The 19,419-nt window shown below is 36.6% G+C and carries 18 protein-coding genes; 8 read left to right on the top strand and 10 right to left on the bottom strand.

Features of this window, described 5'->3' with window-relative positions; translation table 11 throughout:
* Positions 1-125: 125 nt before the first annotated feature.
* Genes C8N37_RS18500 through C8N37_RS18490 form a run of 3 tightly spaced genes read right to left on the bottom strand, consistent with a single transcriptional unit; the run spans position 126 to position 2,738 of the window.
* Positions 126-347, bottom strand: a complete 222-nt coding sequence (locus tag C8N37_RS18500; protein WP_108160289.1) for a hypothetical protein — start codon at positions 345-347, stop codon at positions 126-128.
* A 3-nt stretch (positions 348-350) separates the two neighbouring features.
* Positions 351-1,355, bottom strand: coding sequence for an SPFH domain-containing protein (locus tag C8N37_RS18495; protein ID WP_108160288.1), 1,005 nt, complete (start codon positions 1,353-1,355; stop codon positions 351-353).
* Between the two features lie 3 nt (positions 1,356-1,358).
* Entirely contained in the window at positions 1,359-2,738 is a 1,380-nt protein-coding gene (locus tag C8N37_RS18490; RefSeq protein ID WP_108160287.1) for a hypothetical protein, read from the bottom strand.
* A 612-nt stretch (positions 2,739-3,350) separates the two neighbouring features.
* Between C8N37_RS18490 and C8N37_RS18485 the strand changes: the two genes are divergently transcribed.
* Positions 3,351-4,181 carry a hypothetical protein gene (locus tag C8N37_RS18485; RefSeq protein WP_108160286.1) on the top strand — a complete coding sequence of 277 codons (831 nt, stop codon included), beginning with the start codon at positions 3,351-3,353 and terminating at the stop codon, positions 4,179-4,181.
* Positions 4,182-4,280: 99 nt separating this feature from the next.
* Here the strand turns inward: C8N37_RS18485 and C8N37_RS18480 are convergent, their stop codons facing one another.
* The gene (locus tag C8N37_RS18480; protein ID WP_108160285.1) at positions 4,281-4,811 is read right to left on the bottom strand and encodes a GNAT family N-acetyltransferase; all 531 of its coding nucleotides are present in this window, start codon (positions 4,809-4,811) and stop codon (positions 4,281-4,283) included.
* A 314-nt stretch (positions 4,812-5,125) separates the two neighbouring features.
* On the opposite strand from C8N37_RS18480, the gene C8N37_RS18475 reads away from it, so the two are divergent.
* Positions 5,126-5,599 carry an SRPBCC family protein gene (locus tag C8N37_RS18475; RefSeq protein WP_108160284.1) on the top strand — a complete coding sequence of 158 codons (474 nt, stop codon included), beginning with the start codon at positions 5,126-5,128 and terminating at the stop codon, positions 5,597-5,599.
* 30 nt (positions 5,600-5,629) lie between these two features.
* On the opposite strand, the gene dnaE is transcribed toward C8N37_RS18475, so the two are convergent.
* Positions 5,630-8,566 carry a DNA polymerase III subunit alpha gene (dnaE, locus tag C8N37_RS18470; protein ID WP_108160283.1) on the bottom strand — a complete coding sequence of 979 codons (2,937 nt, stop codon included), beginning with the start codon at positions 8,564-8,566 and terminating at the stop codon, positions 5,630-5,632.
* On the bottom strand, positions 8,556-9,734 hold the full coding sequence (gene dinB, locus C8N37_RS18465) for a DNA polymerase IV (RefSeq protein WP_108160282.1): 1,179 nt from the start codon (positions 9,732-9,734) through the stop codon (positions 8,556-8,558). The genes dnaE and dinB overlap by 11 nt, the downstream gene beginning before the upstream one ends.
* Positions 9,735-10,553: 819 nt before the next feature.
* On the opposite strand from dinB, the gene C8N37_RS18460 reads away from it, so the two are divergent.
* Both C8N37_RS18460 and C8N37_RS18455 read left to right on the top strand, forming a co-directional pair.
* On the top strand, positions 10,554-11,096 hold the full coding sequence (locus tag C8N37_RS18460; RefSeq protein ID WP_108160281.1) for an RNA 2'-phosphotransferase: 543 nt from the start codon (positions 10,554-10,556) through the stop codon (positions 11,094-11,096).
* 165 nt (positions 11,097-11,261) lie between these two features.
* On the top strand, positions 11,262-11,669 hold the full coding sequence (locus tag C8N37_RS18455; RefSeq protein WP_108160280.1) for a hypothetical protein: 408 nt from the start codon (positions 11,262-11,264) through the stop codon (positions 11,667-11,669).
* A 124-nt stretch (positions 11,670-11,793) separates the two neighbouring features.
* Here the strand turns inward: C8N37_RS18455 and pepF are convergent, their stop codons facing one another.
* The 4 genes from pepF to C8N37_RS18435 all read right to left on the bottom strand — a co-directional run bounded on the left by pepF (position 11,794) and on the right by C8N37_RS18435 (position 16,071).
* On the bottom strand, positions 11,794-13,668 hold the full coding sequence (gene pepF / locus C8N37_RS18450; RefSeq protein ID WP_108160279.1) for an oligoendopeptidase F: 1,875 nt from the start codon (positions 13,666-13,668) through the stop codon (positions 11,794-11,796).
* Positions 13,669-13,961: 293 nt separating this feature from the next.
* Positions 13,962-14,687: a hypothetical protein gene (locus C8N37_RS18445; protein ID WP_108160278.1), complete on the bottom strand. Its 726-nt coding sequence runs from the start codon at positions 14,685-14,687 to the stop codon at positions 13,962-13,964.
* A gap of 19 nt (positions 14,688-14,706) precedes the next feature.
* Positions 14,707-15,507 (bottom strand): SOS response-associated peptidase, encoded by an 801-nt coding sequence (locus C8N37_RS18440; protein ID WP_108160277.1) that lies wholly within the window; start codon positions 15,505-15,507, stop codon positions 14,707-14,709.
* Between the two features lie 90 nt (positions 15,508-15,597).
* On the bottom strand, positions 15,598-16,071 hold the full coding sequence (locus tag C8N37_RS18435; protein WP_108160276.1) for a hypothetical protein: 474 nt from the start codon (positions 16,069-16,071) through the stop codon (positions 15,598-15,600).
* 610 nt (positions 16,072-16,681) lie between these two features.
* On the opposite strand from C8N37_RS18435, the gene C8N37_RS23125 reads away from it, so the two are divergent.
* From C8N37_RS23125 to C8N37_RS18420, 4 genes are all read left to right on the top strand, one after another.
* The gene (locus C8N37_RS23125; protein ID WP_244914473.1) at positions 16,682-16,936 is read left to right on the top strand and encodes an ankyrin repeat domain-containing protein; all 255 of its coding nucleotides are present in this window, start codon (positions 16,682-16,684) and stop codon (positions 16,934-16,936) included.
* A complete protein-coding gene (locus C8N37_RS23120) occupies positions 16,923-17,249 on the top strand; it encodes an ankyrin repeat domain-containing protein (RefSeq protein WP_244914472.1) in 327 nt (108 codons plus the stop codon). The genes C8N37_RS23125 and C8N37_RS23120 overlap by 14 nt, the downstream gene beginning before the upstream one ends.
* Before the next feature lie 235 nt (positions 17,250-17,484).
* Positions 17,485-18,309 (top strand): NHL repeat-containing protein, encoded by an 825-nt coding sequence (locus C8N37_RS18425; RefSeq protein WP_108160275.1) that lies wholly within the window; start codon positions 17,485-17,487, stop codon positions 18,307-18,309.
* Positions 18,310-18,687: 378 nt separating this feature from the next.
* Complete coding sequence (locus C8N37_RS18420; protein WP_108160274.1) at positions 18,688-19,341, top strand: HAD family hydrolase; 654 nt, start codon at positions 18,688-18,690, stop codon at positions 19,339-19,341.
* Positions 19,342-19,419: the final 78 nt, after the last annotated feature.

The raw sequence follows: 19,419 nt of genomic DNA, 5'->3' as shown, positions 1-19,419 counted from the left end.
TTGATTAAAGTCTTCTGCGCTTCGTATCAATTTATGATACAGACTCCGTCATTAATCTACGATTTGATAATCCGATTTGAAGCAAAACATGATTCATTTTGTGCAGATATTTGGCAATTGAAATATTAATCTTTTTTTCCGACATCCTGTTGGTGTTTTTTTCGACTGTATCCTGCACTAAAAACCATCGCAAGCCCTGTACCAATAAAAATTACGACTAACACGGATATAAACACTTTTACGATTCCAGTGTAATCTATCGGTACCCAATGCCAAATGTAATTTAATGCAATAAATCCCAATACCAGGAGAGATGCTACGAATATAAATGTAATAAGATGCTTCATCGATTAAAATTTATTTAGATATTCTTTTTTCTTCTGATCGAATTCTTCCTGCGAAATAATATTTTCATCGAGTAAGAGCTTTAGTTTTCGCAGTTGCTCCATAGGATCTACACCTACTACTGGCTGCGTAACTTCATCAATGGAATTACTAAATACTTTTCCCAGACTCATCCCTGCGCCTAGCCCAACTCCTGCACCTGCTAGGCCCCCTTCGTTCTTCGCAGCATCACGCAAAGCGCGGAGCTTTTCCAATTCAACGTAACTAAGTCCACCTTCTGATGCAGCGTAGCTGTCTGCGGTAATATCGGCAATCTTTCCAATGCGATCTTGTGTATCTTGGTCAAAAGAATTGCCCTCGATTCTGAAATCATTGAGTTGTACACCAAATGTTTCCAGATCTTGGTTGAGCCGCTCTTTCAAATCACGAGATAAACGATCGATTTCGGCATCAATCTTTGTATAAGGTAATTTTTCATTCGCAAAACTAGAAGTCAAAACTTGTATAATACGAGATTGTACAGCATCGCGAAAAATATCGGTACTATATGTATCCTGCGTACCCACATAATCCGTAAAAAACTTAGCTGCATCCTTGATACGATAAGAGAAATTACCATAAGCAGCCAGTTGGATCGGGATTTTGTAATATTCGTCAAAATACTTAATAGGTGACGATGTACCCCATCCCTGATTCACGACTTCGGCTTTACGATAATAATAGAGGCCCATTTTATGTTCACTTTCAAACAGCTGCGCAACTTTGAGCAGTGAAGTGATAAATGGATGATTATCTGTACGGATATTGTATACTCCTTCTTGATCGATCACATCTGTAATCTTGCCTTCATATACCAGAACACAACCTTGCCCAGGTGAAATAATCAATTTACTTGCATTTTTTATTTCGTCTGTTGCTGCCTGATATTTCCACACCAACAAATTATGATCCTGAGGTTGCCAGGATATAACTGTAGCTATTTGCTTCTTGAAAAAATTAAATAGTCCCATGTTTTATCTTTTAAATATTTCGTCTCTTTCGATATCTTTTACTACTTTACCATCATTTGCTATCATGATAATGCGATTGGTACTGCCATTGGTTGCTCTATCATAGTAGCTAAAAACTAACCCGCCGTTATAGCCATACATATCACCTTCAATAGAATAATTATCACTCTTTGGCATATAAGTCCAAATGATTTTCCCTGTTTCTGTATCTATCTTTTGGATAAAGGTTTTGCCCTCTGGATTAGCATCTGGCAGTCCCGTTATATACAGATTTGTGCTATCTTGGTAAGCGATATTGGCTTTGAAATAGAGACGATCGGGTGTGAGATCAACAAATTTTGTAATCCGCGGTTCTTTCATCAATTTTTTCGTAAATGGAAACGAACCGTAGTAGATACCCGATTTCTTTGGATATTGATACACCTTCTGCCAGCTCACTTGATGACTATAAGGAAGCATAATCGGATAGCCCGGATTATTTTTGTACCAATATTTAATCAACTGGATTTTTTCTTCTGGGTAATCCGTACTTTTTTCGGAAAATGTATAATATACAGAAGTAATCGCTCCTGATAATAAACTGGAGAGACCTGTCCCCGCTTCACGTCTTTCAGAATGATTTTTATAGATCTTTCTGGCCAATGGATAATAATAATATTCCTTTCCATCATTGGTCATGATATTAAAACCGTCACCTTCTCGATCTTGTGTAAATTTTAGCGTAGCGATACCGGAAGAAAGCTCTGGTACATCGGTAAAAAATGTATTAGTCATATCTACTACTTCATTTTTTGCCGGATCAATTTTATATACTTTATTACTCTTATCAGCACAGATGTAGTAATTACCATCGCTGAAAACCCGACTACGGATATAATAATCATCTTTCCAACCTGCAAGCGGAATATCATTGACTGTTTTTTCCTTTATAGGATCATAAAAACGGGCAAAATATTCGGCTCCTTCTCTGCTGAACCCATCCTTGCTACGGGTGATAATAAAGAGCAACATCGGATTTTTGGTATTGTATGCCGTAAAAGCTAAAAACTCTTTAACCCGATCTACATATTCTTTTTTCTTTGGTGAATCATCGGAATCATCGGATTTGAAAGATCTGCCACTATCGTTGCCACAGGTTCTGATGAGGTTGGAAAAAACGATAAAAAACAAAACTCCTGCTATGGCTAATAGGACATATTTTTTTGCTTTAGGATCAAGACCACTTGATTTTCCATAATCATGTTTTACATTGACATTGATATCATCATTATCAAGGAAATACTCGGTGCCGCAATTGTTACAGATATAATGGTCTTCTTTAATATTTTGCTTCTTAATACTGCCACAATGTGGACACTTTAACGCCTTAATTTGTTTTGCCATGCTCTCTATAACAGATTGTGAGATTAAAAATATAAATAATATCTGATCTATGTAAAACAAATATGCAAACTAAAAGTTTTTGTACTCGCATTATTGAAATCCTTTCAGATCCTGGATGATAAAGATCGAAAATAACATTTAAATTAGCAGTTACACAACTGCAACATACTTTCCTGAAATAGTTTTTCTTTTTTCATGATTACGAATTATCATCTTAAGATAAATGAGATCATGAGCAACGAAACTAAATACAACAACAGTAAGCTACAAGCATTCGTTTAAACTATACTTTAATGATTTAAGGAAAATAATAAGGATCATGGTGTATGGTAAACTTAATAAGCCTGTTAACAGTGAGAGATCATATTTCTACAGCTCAGCACTTGAAGCAAATCTAAACAACACCTATAATTCAAAATTATTTTTTGAATGAAAAACTATTATAGATGTATATTTGTTTATACAAATACCTAGTGTTAAATAACTTACAACATTTTGATATAGCTTATTTTATAGTATACTATAAAATAAGCTATATCATCTTATGTAAAGCGGTCCAATATATGACATAAAAAAACATGTATAAAAAATCTATAATCTAACTATTAATTTATGAAAACCTACTTAAAACTTTCGGCTTACTTGTTCTTCGTACTGATCAGCATATCTAGTATATTCGCTCAGCAAAAGGAAGATACCATTTACCTTTTGGATGGTGGACAAAAAAAGGGAAAAGTAATCACTATAGGAGATGACCTTATTAAATTTTCCTATACTGGCGAAGAACTTCAATATGAGCTTAAAAAAAATTTAATTGATAAAATTGTTTTTGGAAACGGTAGAGAAGAATCTTTTAAGTCAACAAATACGACGACAAATTCTGTAAATGCTGTGATAAGCCAAAGCAGCAGTATCCAAGGAGGTACTAGATTAGCCGTAATCCCATTTGAAATTGCGAGTAATGATCAAACTCTTACAACAGATATTATGAGACGAGAAATACAGCAATCCTGTGTTGATGCTCTGAGATCACGCTCACTTTCTATTCAAGTGCAAGATCCAAGAACAACAAATGCTACACTTGCTAAATCAAATATTAATCTGGCAGATATCGCCAATCATACCCCGGAAGAGCTTGCCAAAATGCTGGGGGTAGATTATATCTTATTAGGTGTATACGATATTGAAAATAAAGGAACTTATAGTTATGGATCGGGAGTTGCAACTTATAATGACAAGAAAAAGGACGATAAAACCAAAGGAACAGTTACCCAGTCCAATAATTCATATACGAGTATAAATTATGATACGAAAGTGTTAATGACGATTTATGATGCGCAGGGAAAACAGTTATTTTCGGATACAAGAAAACCTTTTATGGGAGGTGTTGATTCTTATAAGGGAGCATTAAAAACATTAGCTAAACGGATTCCTTTAAAATAATTAAACATCAGCAGTTGAGGATTGATTATTGTAAGTCTGTCAGATCTTTAATACTCCTTTTAATTTAGGAGTATTAAAGATCTGACAGATATTATCTATTTAATTTCCATATGGAAGCGACCAATATAAAAAAATGTCGTCTCTTTTGACTTTTTTAAAATTTAACTTTTGTAGAAGATGGATTGAACTTACATTGTCAGTAAGACATTTTGCCGTAATTTCTTTTACTATACCTTGTTTGAAGGCCCATCCTATAAGAGCTTTTGCTGCTTCCTCGGCATATCCTTGCCTTCGTTCTCCAAGTATGATCCCGTATCCGATATCTATAAGCTGTTCTTTTTGATTAAATCCCTTAAAACCAATATCTCCTATTATTTCCGACGTTTCATTTTTAATAATCATCCACGATTCAAAGCCTGTGGGTGCTCCAATTTCGGAAAGGTTATTGATTATTTTTGGTAAAGTTTCCAGCACATCGTCATCAGGCCAACCTCTACCCTTTCTCAGATCCATCTTCTTTAAAAAATCAAGCTCTTGATTTAATATATGCGTACATATAGGTATTGTATATGGAATGAGTGTCAATCGCTCTGTCGACAATTTATGGATTTGTAAAATTGATGGTTCCAAAATTTATGATATTTGCACGTAATTTAAAAAAATATAGTCTCATTTTTGATTTTTTTTAACGACAAGTGTTCTTATAGAATAAAAGATAATAACCATGCTTTTTGGAAAGCACCCAACATATATGAATTGGTACAGTACAAAATGCAAATATTTTAAAAAAACGATGGATAGAAAACAATAAGAAACATAAAAAATCACTGTGCAGTGAAACGCCAAGATAAAGGGTCTAATGAGAATTAGACCCTTTTGATTTTTAAAAAAATCAATACATTTGAAATAACACAATAAAGCACTGCATGTATATATAAAAATCGATGCCAAAAATTGAAATTACAACTGAGATAAATGCTCCCATAGAGCTTTGTTTTGATCTTGCCAGAAGCATTGATCTTCATAAGATTTCAGCTTTGAATACCCATGAAAAAGCTATTGATGGTAAAACTGAAGGACTTATTGGGCTCAATGAATATGTAACTTGGCAGGCTACTCATTTTGGGATCAAACAAAAATTGACCTCTAGAATATGTACATTTGAAAGACCCTATTATTTTGTTGATGAGCAAGTAAAAGGTATATTCAAATCGCTTTATCACGAACATATATTTGAACAGGTTGGTGATCAAGTAATCATGAAAGATATCTTTGATTTTCAATCTCCTTTGGGAATATGTGGGCGATTATTTAACCGATTCGTATTAACGGATTACTTAAAGAAATTTCTCATTACACGAAATCATACGATAAAAGAATTTGCAGAAACGGATCGTTGGAAAGAATTGGATTGGTAGTGGTCATCTTTCATGAGCACTCCTTTGTCATTATATACTTCTTGGATCAGGCCTAAGAGGCATCTTAGCACAGCGTATGACCTCCAGAGAAGGACAGCCAAATTCCTGCACGACTTTACCTTCAATAAGATATATACCTGCTTCCATCAAAGGATACTGCATCAGTGAAGGTGGAAAATGTACGGTATCAAAAAACTTGCCTTCGATATCGAAGAAGGTTCCAAATTTCATCAGCTCTCCACGTTTGGTCTTTACATACTTCTCGGCTACAAAATCACCTACCATACGTATAGTTTGGCCGACATAGCTTAGCAATTCACGCGCCTGCACATCGCCACGAAAATCGCTTCTGGCCAAATCAAAAAATGTACCGCTAACGCAGAAACCGATCAGCTCCATCTCATCATAATAGTCTTCAATGATATCGCTTTCCAAAGGTGGCAAGATGGGTTTGCGACTTTCTATTTCAAATAGCTCCACTGTGGGACTTGTTTTAGCATGTTTACTAAGCAACAGATGTGCTTCCCAAAGTAGTTCCTTTTTACTGTTTCCAAAACTGCGGAATGCTCCTATACGAATCAAAATAATAAGTTGCTCCAATCCCATTCCAGTACGCTTTATAAATTGCTCTAAGCTTTGATAAAGCCCATTTCTTCTGCGTTCCTCCACCAGTCGTTCGGTCTGCTTGGATTCAAAATGCTGCATACAATCAAAACCGAGATAGATATCACGACCGTAGATACTAGCCTGGTATTCCGAGCAGTTGATACAAGGAAGGCAAATAGTCGCTCCCGCAACACGAGCTTCGTTGACATAGACCTTTCGGTTATAAAAACCTCCATAATTATTGAGTACGCTGACCATAAATTCCAAAGGAAAGTAGGTCTTGAGGTACAAGCTCTGGTAACTTTCGACCGCAAAAGATGCGGAATGAGCTTTATTAAAGGAGTAACCGGCAAAGCTTTCCATCTGTCGCCAGATCTCCCTACTTACCTTTTCATCATACCCTTTAGCTCGACAGTTGTCAAAATACTTGCTTTCGATTTCGATAAGGTGGTCTTTACTGCGGTATTTTCCAGACATCATCCTACGCAATACATCGGCATCAGCCATATCCAATCCGCCATAGGCGTTTGCAATTTTCATCACATCTTCTTGGTAAACCATGACGCCATAGGTCTCTTCCAGCTGTTCTTTAAATACCGGATGTGGGTAAACGACCTGACTAGGATCATGATGTCGCTGGATAAATGTAGCCATCATACCACTGCTGGATACTCCTGGACGAATGATAGAAGATGCTGCTACCAGAGTAGGGTAATCGTCACAATGCAATTTGGTCAGAAGCTGCCTCATAGCTGGGCTCTCGATATAAAAGCAACCGATAGTATTGGCAGAACGCAGCTGCTGGGCAATCTTTGGGTCTTCGAAAAAACGCTTTGGATCGCGCGTATCGATCGTGATACCCTGATTGGCCTGCACAATCTCCCGGCAATCTTTGATGTGCCCAATGCCACATTGGGATAGGATATCAAACTTTTCAAAACCGATATCTTCGGCCACATACATATCAAATTGCATCGTCGGTAAACCTTTGGGCGGATAGTCCAATGCGCAATAAGTGACCAGTGGCTGTTCGGAAATCAGTACTCCAGAGGCGTGGATGGTTCGCTGATTTGGAAAATCGGCCATGCGATTGTATACACTCAGGATGGTATTGGTTACCTCATTTTTATTCAGCATATGCTCAGGTTCATGGACCAAGCGGTCAATCTCAGATTTAGGCAAACCATATACCTTACCAAGTTCGCGCAGTATACTCCTTGAATGGAAGGTACTCATCGCTCCCATCATGGCGGTATAGCCATGCTGGTAACTATTGAAGATATAGTCGTACATATCGTCACGATCTTTCCAGCTGAAATCAACATCAAAATCGGGAGAACTTTTGCGTTTGGGATTAAGAAATCGTTCAAAGGGTAGATTTAACGTAATGGGATCTACATCAGTGATACCTAAACAATAGGCTACTGCGGAGTTGGCACCAGAACCTCGACCGACGTAATGGTAGTCGCAATGTCGGGCATAACGGCAGATATCATCGGTAATCAGAAAATAACTTGAAAAATTAAGATTTTCAATAATCTCCAATTCACGCTCGATACGTTCCCGTGCTACACGATCTTGTTTGGCATAGCGACGCAAAAACCCTTCTTCTGTATATTTAAGCAGTCGCTGCTTATCTTCATAACGGTTTCCGGTAAAGGTGGCTTTGTTCTTGACACTTTCAAAATCCATATAAAAGCGACATTGCGCTAGTAGACGATGGGTATTGTGCAGGATTTGTGGTAGTTCTGCATAGTGCTTGATCAACATGGCTTTCGAAACGAATACTTCATCAATAGGTGCTACTTGTTCATCTGCGAGCTGTGAGATCAACAGGTTGTGGTCAATGGCTCTGAGCTGTCTATGAAAGATATGATCTGCTTGTTCAAAAGTAACGGGTGCCAGTATAACGGCTTTGGATAGCTGTTGTTTGTTCATTAATATAGCTTTACTTCGCTCTGACGGACGAACACCGATATATTCATAATCTTTCAGCGCAAAGTTGCCCATCTGCTGCAAAGGATAAACAACAAAAACTTCTTTGAATTCGGGAGCTTGTGCAGGAACTTTTGCTCTTTCCAAATTGAGCTGCGTACGGTAAGCATTGATCTCACTGAAACCACGCTCATTCTGTGCAATCGCAATAAAACAGCAGATGTCGTCCTGACGAAATTCCATACCTGCTAATATGTTGATACCAGCCTCCTGACCTTTTCGGATAAAATCTAAAGATCCGGTACTGTTGTTGATATCAGTAAGCACCGCGGTATCATAACCGTTGACCATCATCCCCTTCAGTAGTTGATCCAAACTGAGCGTTCCATGACGCAGGCTATAATAACTATGCAAATTAAGGAGCACGACGCCCTCCTTTCTTAGAAGGGGGGTCTGGAGCAAATATACCTTTCATGAGGTACTGACTCCCGTAGCGTAAACGAATCTTGTCCATGGCTTGCAAAAGATTGACTTCTTCACTGCTATCGTTGAATAAATCAGTCTGATAGGAACCATAGATCAGATTGGAAAATTTGATTCCGATCAACCGAATGAGCATCCTACGACTATATAATTTTTTGAAAAGCGCCATCACTTTTTCGGTGATCAAGCGGTCGGAGTTGGTGAAGCCAACTTTGACCTGTTGGGTATGGGTATCAAAATTACTATAACGTATCTTAAGAGTAATACAGCTGGTCAGTTTCTGATCTTTACGGAGTTCAAATGCCAAGGTATCGACCATGCTGATGAGTGTACTACGCAATACCTCCATATCAATCGTATCCTGTTGAAAAGTAGTTTCTTTACTCATAGACTTCTGCTCACGAAAGGGCAAGACCAAGGAATCGTCTTGACCGTTGGCTTTCCTCCAGATATTAATCCCATTCTCTCCAAGCACCCGTTGCATCGTGAAGACTTCCATTTGCTGTAGTGTACCGATTTTACTAATACCCAGATTGCGGAGTAAGGTATAGGACTTCTCGCCTACCATCGGAATCTTACGGATAGAAAGTGGTGCCAAAAATCCCTTTTCAGTTCCAGTATCTACAAAGAGTTCGCCAGACGGCTTTGCCTGCCCAGTAGCGATCTTACTCACGGTTTTATTGACCGAAAGCCCAAAGCTGATGGGTAGCCCCGTCTCTCGAATAATACGCTGACGCAGTTCCTGTGTCCATTGCCAACAGCCAAAGAAGCGATCCATCCCCGTCACATCCAGATAATGTTCATCGATACTGGCTTTCTCAACAATGGGAGTACATTCCTCAATGATCTCCGTGACCATGGAAGAATACTTACTATAGAGATCATGATCACCCCTAACGACAATCGCTTCTGGGCACATTCGTAATGCCAACCGCATCGGCATAGCACTATGGACGCCAAAACGACGTGCTTCATAGGAGCATGATGCCACCACACCACGGTCTGAACTTCCTCCGATAAGCACAGGTTGTCCCACCAAACCAACGTTGAGCAACCGCTCGACGGACACAAAAAAGGTGTCAAGATCACAATGTACTATATTCCTTTCCATTTGCTAAAACTTATGCATCTCTAAAGACCTCCCTGATGGAATGTATTTATACCACATTCAAATATACTAATATTTTTAGTTATTAACGTTACGTATCCGATAAATTAAATGATAAACAACTGAATATAAAGACTAAAATATTTAGTCAAAAATAAAGGAGATGGGTATAATTAAGATAAGGAAAATCTGCACATCATGACAATCAATAAAAGAGTTTGGTCAGAAATTAAAAAAAAACAACTATTTTTTGAACCTTTTAAGACGCCAAGTGTTATTTATATAGAAAGCAACAACACATATGCTTTTTTGGAAGCATAAAACATAAACGACGTGGTACAGTAAAAAAATCCAAATATGCATGTAAAATGCCTTGGATTATGAAACAAAAAATAGGAAACAATAAGAAACATACCAGATTACTGTACAGTTAAACGTCAAGAGAAAGGGTCTAATGAAAATTAGGCCCTTTTGATTTTTAATGATGAACTCATAAGCTCACAGATCAGTTTTCAAATACTAGCTATATTTTATGTATAAGAAATCGAAAATATCTTTTTATTTTCGATTCAATTTCTTTAAAAAACTATATTTTTAAAAGACAAAAACATCAATAATGATGTCATTTGCTATTATTACTTCACTCAACTTATTGTCTATGGCTGCTTGGATATTTGCTCGTGCTCTAAAAAAAAGAAAATTCATTTGAAAGTACGAAGTCGGGGATCAATTTACCCAACAGTAATCATACTCCAAATAATATCCGCTTCCCTTTAAAAAGATAAAGCCAATCAATTTTAAAATACTAAGAATTTATAAAAAATGACTAACAAATATAAACATATAAGCAAATTTTTAAGTTTAGTTCTTCGTCACCGGCCTGAGGCAATAGGTATCACATTGGATGAACAGGGCTGGGCAGATACAACAGACCTGATTGAAAAAATAAATAAGCACAATAATGAATTGGATTTTAACACCCTAAAACAGATTGTTGATACAAATCCTAAAAAGAGGTTTATTTTTGACTCTTCCTTTCAGAAGATTAGAGCAAATCAAGGTCATTCTATACCTATTGATCTTGGATTAGAAGCTCAAACTCCACCTTTGGTGCTTTATCATGGTACAGCTCAACAATTTGTCCATTCAATTCTGGAAACCGGTATTAAGAAACTTAATCGTCAACACGTGCATCTCAGTAAAGAAAAGGAAATTGCTTTAAAAGTTGGGCAAAGACACGGAAAACCGGTTATAATAACGGTCTTAGCTCAACAGATGGCACAGGAAGGATATACTTTCTATCTATCAGAAAATGGGGTATGGCTCACAGAAGAAGTGCCAACTCGATATTTGAGAATTTTATAATTAATGTATTAGAATACTGTAGAAAAGATAGCATGTCCTTTAGTCTTATTACCTAATGTCAATTGGAAAACTTGTATCTAAATAGATTGTATAATTCTCTTTTTGTAAAAAAAGAAGGTATTTATCAACTACTTAGTGTAATTTTGCAGTTCAAACTATATTAAAATGCCATATCAGACTATTTTTGTTGAATTTTATGACCAAATAATATCAAGTATCAACCAAGGGACTTTTGCAAAACTTACTTTGGCCAAAACAATGGGTGATACTGAACTTAAAAATATTTATGTGCGACTTCATCTTTTAGAGACCGGAGAATATAACTTTGCTTTAACTTTAAAATACAAAACAGAAGAAATCGAGCACTTCCACTCTGTTGATGAAGCTTTTACAGTTTTAAGCTCTTATATTAAAAACCCTTTTACAACGGCTTTACTTTTTACTACGGAAATGGATTTAACGTTTAAAGTCAATAAAAAAAATGCAGGAAGCCTTACTGAACAAATGCCCACATTTAAAAATGCTTCACCAGTAATGCTAGAAATGATTGAAAAGGGAATTATAAAATTATAATTTATATATGGCTGAAAAGATCAGCCTCAAGATAAAGTGGTTTTATAACATCGATATTCTGATACATCCAAAATAAAAACCGTATGACTACGGCTTTTATTTTGGATGTATATAACCGTAGGTTTTACTTGCCCAATCTGGTTAAAATGGTTTCCATCTCTGCCATGACTTTATTGATTTTCGCAATTGTCAAATCAAAAGGTTCAGATGTATTCATATCGACACCGGCATCAACAAGAAGGTCTACAGGGTATTTGGTACTTCCTGAAGCGAGGAAATTGAGGTACTTCTGACGATCAGCATCCGTACCTCGTAACACCTTCTCGGAGAGTGCTGTAGATGCGGTGAAAGATGTCGCATACTGGTAAACGTAAAAATTGTAATAAAAATGTGGAATATAAGACCATTCAGATTTCACATTATCATCAACTATACAAATATTTTTATCATGACCATAATATCGTTTAGTCAGATCTAAATATATCTTGTCAAAATCTTCACCTGTGAGTGCTTCGCCTTTGCCGACTTTTTCATGGATCATATATTCGAATTCGGCAAACTGAGTCTGACGAAATAAGGTTCCTTTGGCTCCTTCTAGATAATTTCCTAAAATCGCAAGTCGGGTTTCATCGTCTTTGATCTGTTTCAGCATATAATCGTTCAATAACTCCTCATTTAAAGTCGATGCTACTTCTGCAACAAAAATCGAATAATCTGAATTGGCGTAATGTTGCTTCTTATTGGTTAAATAACTATGCATGGTATGCCCCAATTCATGGGTAAGGGTAGACATGTCATTGTACTTTCCATTATAATTCATGAGAATATAGGGATGTACATCGTATGCCGAACCATTGGAGTATGCTCCTGATCTTTTTCCTTCGTTTGGATACATGTCAATCCATCTTTCGCCGAATGCTTTTTTTGACACGTTTATATAATCAGTACCCAAAGGTTTTAAGGATTTTAAAATATTTTCTTCGGCCTCTTCTACTGTATAGGATAAATCAACTTTAGCCACAAGAGGTGCATACAAATCATAATAATGCAAGGTATCTACTCCCATCATGCGTTTTCGTAGATTTAAATAGCGGTGAAACGTTTCTAAATTGCCATTTACATTTTTGATGAGATTATGAAAAACAGCGGTTGGAATGTTACCACCATCCAACGCCATTTTTAATGTACTTTCATAATTGCGGGCTTTTGTAGCAAACAATGCTGCATTGATATTTCCATAGAGTTGTGCACCCAGGGTACGTTGAAATTCATTCAATTTGGAAAAATAAGCATCAAATACTTTGCTCCTAATCACTCTATTTTCGCTCGCTCTATACAAAGCAAAATTGGCAGCATTGAGTTTGACAGATTCGCCGTTCAATTCAACATCTGGATATGGAAACTCTGCATTCATAAAGGTACTGTAGATATTGGCAGCATTGCCAGACATTAAAGAAGAGTATGCTAATACTTTTTCAACTTCTTCTGAGCCTCTGTGCGCACGCTTACGAAGTAGATCAGTGAGGTAAAACTTATAGGTACTCAATGCTTTTTCTTTTGCAAAAAAAGCATTGAGCTGATCTTCTTTGAGAGTCAATAATTCAGGTTCCATATACGATGTCAATGCGCCATATTCTGAAAAAAGCTGTTGTAACTCTTGATTCATACCAGCATATTTTGTCACGCGGGTATCTTGATCAGATTTCATCGAAGCATAGGATGATAACTTAGCCATTTCCTTTATGAGTGAGGTACTCAACTGAAGTGCTTCTAAAAGTGCGCTAGCGGACTGCGTAAGTTTGCCTCTATAAGAAGCTACTTTCTGCATTTTTTGTTGTAAACGTTCCTTTTCTTCTTTCCAAGTTTCATCTGTAGCATAGAGATGGGACAGATCCCATTTATATTTTTCAGGCAGTTCTTCACGAACTTTCATTTGACTTACGGCAACCGTCGTTGAGAATAACATCATCGCGGTGATCATTTGAGTTTTTCTACGCATATTGTATAAATAGTGTCCACAATTTACAAAACATCTTTTAAATTCTGTCAAGTATTCATAATAACAGCTACTGAAGTTTACCAGAATCTTATCGGGTCAAACTGATCAATCGAATGTTTTATTAAATTTACTTTTCAATTATTATCAGGTTTATCTGTAATTAAAGATAATATGGATTTATACGCTATTTACATTCGTTTTTCATATCTTCTGCTACTTCCCAATCATGGATATGTTGAAATTTGTCAATAAATTTGCTTTAAAAGCCTATCATCTATCCCAGATTAAAATATTCACTTCATTCTGGGATCAATCCAAAAGATATCTCTCAAGGAAAGAATATCTTTCGGGACCATTAAATTATTCATTAGCTCTTCGTTGTCATCCGTGAAGCTCCAGATATGGTCGTCTTCTTGAGTCGCTACTATTTTTAATATTGCATCTTCGTCACAGATCCAGATATCAGATTGCATGACAGCTATATTATTGGTCATAAACCACTCTTGTGCCTGTTTGGTATCGAGACATAACAACGATCGGGTAACATCTTCTAAATCGCACATCTCGTCGATAACATGCTGCGGATAATGTAAAGCTAGATACTTCAAATACAAAATATGGTCTCCACAGTGTAAGGCATGATTGCGAATAAGTATACGCTGAGGATCGAATGAAAAATTATATTGTTGTGGATTAGAACTGAATTGATAATGTTTGTCATATTGTTGAATCTTTTCCTGTAAACCTTGATGATAATTATCTTCGATAAACACTTCACCTTCTAACTGGTCATCGTTGATATGCATCAAAGCATCTTCAATGACCAAAATCTGAGGTTGTTGTAGTTCGTCTATACTTAAATTATAATCCAACTTCAATAGGTAATCTGAGATATCGGGAACTGAAAGCGGATACCAGGTCGGATTGTGATCAGTCTCAGTAGACTTGGCGGTCAACATATTATATCCACGATGCCGCAACTCTAGAAGTAGCGATCGGGTCAAAGGCTCAAAGTGCATATCATCTTATTAATAAGAATCAAAATAAACTTTGCTGCATCGGTCCATCCTGCCCTAGAGGTGGTACATCTGCCCATGGATAGGGTTCATATCGATGCTTGCCGTCTGGTCTATTGGGGTAGCCTCGTAGTGTGTAAACAGGATAATATTCTAGTGCTTGGTCTGCTATTTCATAGTTGAAGATGTCCAGTAAGCTTTTATCATCTTTTGCCTGTAGCCATTGTTGTTCAAGTTCTGGTGTGAGAAATAGCGGCATCCTTTTTTTATTGGGTCCATCGTTGTGTATATGTCCCATCACAGTATTTGCCTCACGGGTCAACATACCAAAGCTACCTACTTTATGAATCTCACCATCCTGCGTAATTATTTCATGCCATTGGTATATCCCTGGGATAAAAAAAAATTCTCTTGCTTTTTGTCCAATATAATATGGTATTTTCTTTTTCTTATCATGGATCTTACGGTGTTCAAATGTACCTGACACGGGTATAAGACAGCGTTGGTCTTTCAAACGGTGCCAGTACGAATTACGATCGGCAAAGACACGTTCGCTACGTACATTGATCATGTTACGACGACGTTCGCCTTGCTCTTTAGGGTCTTGAATATAGGTGGGCAATATACCCCATTCCATCTCTATGAGATCGATTTTCTCGTTTTCTTGATCTTTACAAATAATGGGATATGCTGGAAAGGTGATTGCCTGCACATTTTCAAAGTTCCGATAATCATACTCAAGTTGCTTACGTTCGTCCCTTAAAGTAGGAAAAGCTTTTTTCACAATCTCAAGATTAGTATGAAGTGATATGTCCCAACACATAGTATTTATTAAAATAGAAGAAGTTAAATAATTTAATATTAAACACTTGAAGTATTTATTTGTTTCATGTATCGATCTGATAGATTCATGTTAACTGATCAGGTCTATAGCCTTGACTTTCTTTTTAGTTTTCCCATCTGAGATGAGAGCCCATACACGTCCATGTTCCAGAGTAAACAAAATATCAATTGGATCTTCTCGTTTGAAATTGGTATTGCTACGCAAATAATTAATAATTCTATCCTGATATACCCGCAACATGCGTTTATCCCAATGCTCTTCATAAAAACGATTGATGAAAACACGATAGCCAGAATTGACCTCTAATAATTGTTGTATCTTGTTCAAATCTACAGGTATTTGTACAGCTTTACCTTCTTTAGCTCCAAGTTCTGCTGCATGTAGATGTGCTTGCTCCGGAGTTGAATATGGTGATAGTAGAAAGCCTTGTCCTTTGCTAATATCTGGCCACTCCAACCGCTGCAGCACAAAGTCACGATAACCTTTCTCAAGAAAATCTTGCCAAGTATGTCGAATTAATGGTTCAAATGGATTGTACAGCATCGCGTTATTCTATTGTTGATACGAAGATAATAATTGTCATTAAAAAATATCATTTTTGACTGCATCACATTACTATTTTAAACTTGAAAGAAAAAGCCCTAAGTATCACTACAGAGGGCAATTTTTATGAAAAAATCTACGATTATTTCAAGCATTCATCTCCTATGAACCTAGGGATTAAATTCATAAAAAATGAAATTCTTTTTCTGAACAGTATTTTATATTGTCGTCAAATCTATTCTATCATATGATCCTAAAGAATCTAATGGGTTACAGTATAAAATGGGGAGCAACCAGTTTTCTTGGGTGTCTATCCATATTGAATATCCAAAGATAAACAATTAAACTAAACATATTAGCTTTTATTTACTATAATTATTAGCTTAAATGAGATAATATATACAAGTTTCTATATAAATCGTACCTATTCAAATGCCGTTTATATACTAACTTTGCTTATAAGGTTGATATTCTTTATTACTTTATTACCTTTTATACCCGTACTTATGCAACATCTTATTGTATTTTTTTCATTATTATTTCTAAACTCTTGTCATACTGATACCGATATGAATGGTGATACCTCATCTCAAAAAAATTGATTGAAGCTGTGCAAAAGAATCAATTAGCTCTAGTTGAAGAAGCGTTAAAGAACGGCTCTTCTGTTCATATAGCAGATCAAGATGGCAAATCTTTACTTTTAATTGCAACACAAAATAATGCCCTTGATATGGCCAAGTTGCTGCTATCCTATCAGGCAGATGTCAATCAACAAGATCATATCAAAGACAGTCCATTTCTATATGCAGGAGCGACAGGAAATCTCGAACTGGTGAAACTCTATTTATTGCATGGAGCTCGTTGATGTATTCAACAGGTATCATGGTACAGCTCTTATTCCTGCCTGCGAGCGTGGACATCTGGAGGTCGTACACGTGTTAGCCAATACAGAAGGGTTCCCGATTGATCATGTTAATCGACTGGGTTGGACCGCTTTGATGGAGGCTGTAATTTTGGGTGATGGAAGTCAAAAATATAGTAATATTGTTCGGACACTGATCGATGCGGGATGTAACATCCATATTGCCGACCATGAGAAAATCACTCCGATACAACATGCTCGCAACAAGGGATATTCGGCTATCGTTCAGCTTTTGGAGCAAACAGCTACCTGGTAACTAGCACGTTTGAAGTCTTCTTATCATTTTTGTTAAGTAGTCATGCTTGTATGAGAACATTTAAATCAATTACAGAATCATCAAATTCATTTTAAAACCAACATCTAAACCCTAAAGTAATATAGGAATATACTTTGCTGCCTACCTAAAACTGATTAAAAATCATCTGAACCTTTATAATCTGCCAAATTTTGCTTATTTTCAAAGTTTGAACCTCTTTAAGCATGAAGCAATTATGAAAAAAATAATGACGCTATCTCTCGCCATACTACTGGGTATTACTGTCAAGGCACAGCATAAGTTGGAGAAAATCTGGGAAACGGATTCTATTATCAATATGCCCGAATCTGTTTTACCAGATACCAAAGCAGGTATTCTATATGTATCCATCATGGGAAATAGTGCGGATGAGAAAGATGGTATTGGTGGTATTGGTAAATTAGACCTGAATGGCAAAATTATAGATCTAGATTGGATCCACGGGCTCAATTCTCCTAAAGGACTTGCCAAATATGGAAACACCCTTTATGCGGCAGATATAACGGATGTCGTTGTCATTGATATCCCTTCTAGTAAAATCGTTCGTAAAATCCCAATTGCAGGGTCTATATTTTTAAATGACATCACTGTAAGTGACAAAGGCGTTGTCTATGTTTCGGATTCGAGGACAAAAAAGATCCATCAAATCATTAATAATAAAGATGTTGTTTATCTTGAAAATATTGATGGCGTCAATGGTTTAAAAGCTATCGGTAAAGATTTGTATATCGCTGGTGGCAATAAGCAATTGCTACAGGCTAATGAAAAGAAGGAATTGACAACAATAGCCGATCTACCATGTGGCGGTGATGGCATAGAACCGATCGGCAATGGTGACTTCGTCTATTCATGCTGGGCGGGCTATATTTATTATGTTCATGCTAATGGAAAATATGAATTACTACTGGATAGTACTGCCGAGAAGAAAAACACAGCAGATATCGGATATGACCCTGTTAAAAAGATTATTTATGTACCAACTTTCTTCAAGAAAAGTGTTGCAGCATATCAATTGAAATAGATAATCCTTTTTAGGGAAGTGCATTCAAAAACACTTACCTGAATTAAGGTTTAATAAAGATGCTGTGATCTTAAAACAATCTTAGCATCTTTATTAAAAACTATAGTTACTTCCCAAACCCATCTCTACATATAGCGTTCTCCCCTATCCTGAATCAATATCTCCTTGATATAAGCGCAGCATCTATTTTCATCCAATACTTCCTTAAGAAAAAATGAAGCACATCTTAAAATTATGGGAGCTAATCTGAAGACATCCATTTTTTCCTTCACACCATCATCACAACTTTCCAGTCCTAGATCGTATTTTAAAGTCTAAATAGTCATTTATAAAAGAAATTTTGCTGACTATATAGTGTTGTTTTTTTAAATTTAGCCCATGAAGCTAATAATATTTGATTTAGATGGCACATTGTTAGACACTCTCCAAGATTTAGGAGAGAGCTGCAATACCATACTTGACCAATTTGGATATCCTAAGCACCCCTTAGAATCTTATAAAAAATTTGTAGGAAATGGGGTTCGCATGCTCATTGAACGCGCATTACCTACAGAGGCTAGAACTGAGGATACCATAACACGATTACTTATTGCATTTAAGAAACGCTATGAAGAGCAAACTGAAAGTTGTACCAAACCCTATACTGGTATTATTCCCTTATTGCAAACACTTCAATCATCTGGCTATTTGATTTCAATTGCATCCAACAAATATCATGAAGCTGTCATTCCGTTGGTTGAAAAATATTTTCCGGAGGTTTCTTTTGATGTTCTACTGGGACATAGAACTGGACATCCGCCCAAACCTGATGCCGATATTGTATTCGAAACGCTCCGCATGCTGAACTTGCAGCCAAGTGACTGCTGCTATGTAGGTGATTCATCTGTCGATATGGATACCGCGCATAATGCTGGAGTAAGTGCAATCGGTGTAACATGGGGATTTCGGGATGAAGAAGAATTGAGACTACATGGAGCAGATTATATTATTCATGAACCGCAGCAGCTACTCGATATTGTAATTAAACGATAATAAGAGGGCAATATCCAATAAATTGCGAGTTATTGAAGTATAAAAATCAAAAAGCCACATCGTTTGACGTGACTTTTT

The sequence above is a fragment of the Sphingobacterium faecium genome, from assembly GCF_003054045.1.
In the GTDB taxonomy this organism is placed as follows: Bacteria; Bacteroidota; Bacteroidia; order Sphingobacteriales; family Sphingobacteriaceae; genus Sphingobacterium; species Sphingobacterium faecium.
This window is presented reverse-complemented; position numbering and strand designations above follow the sequence as displayed.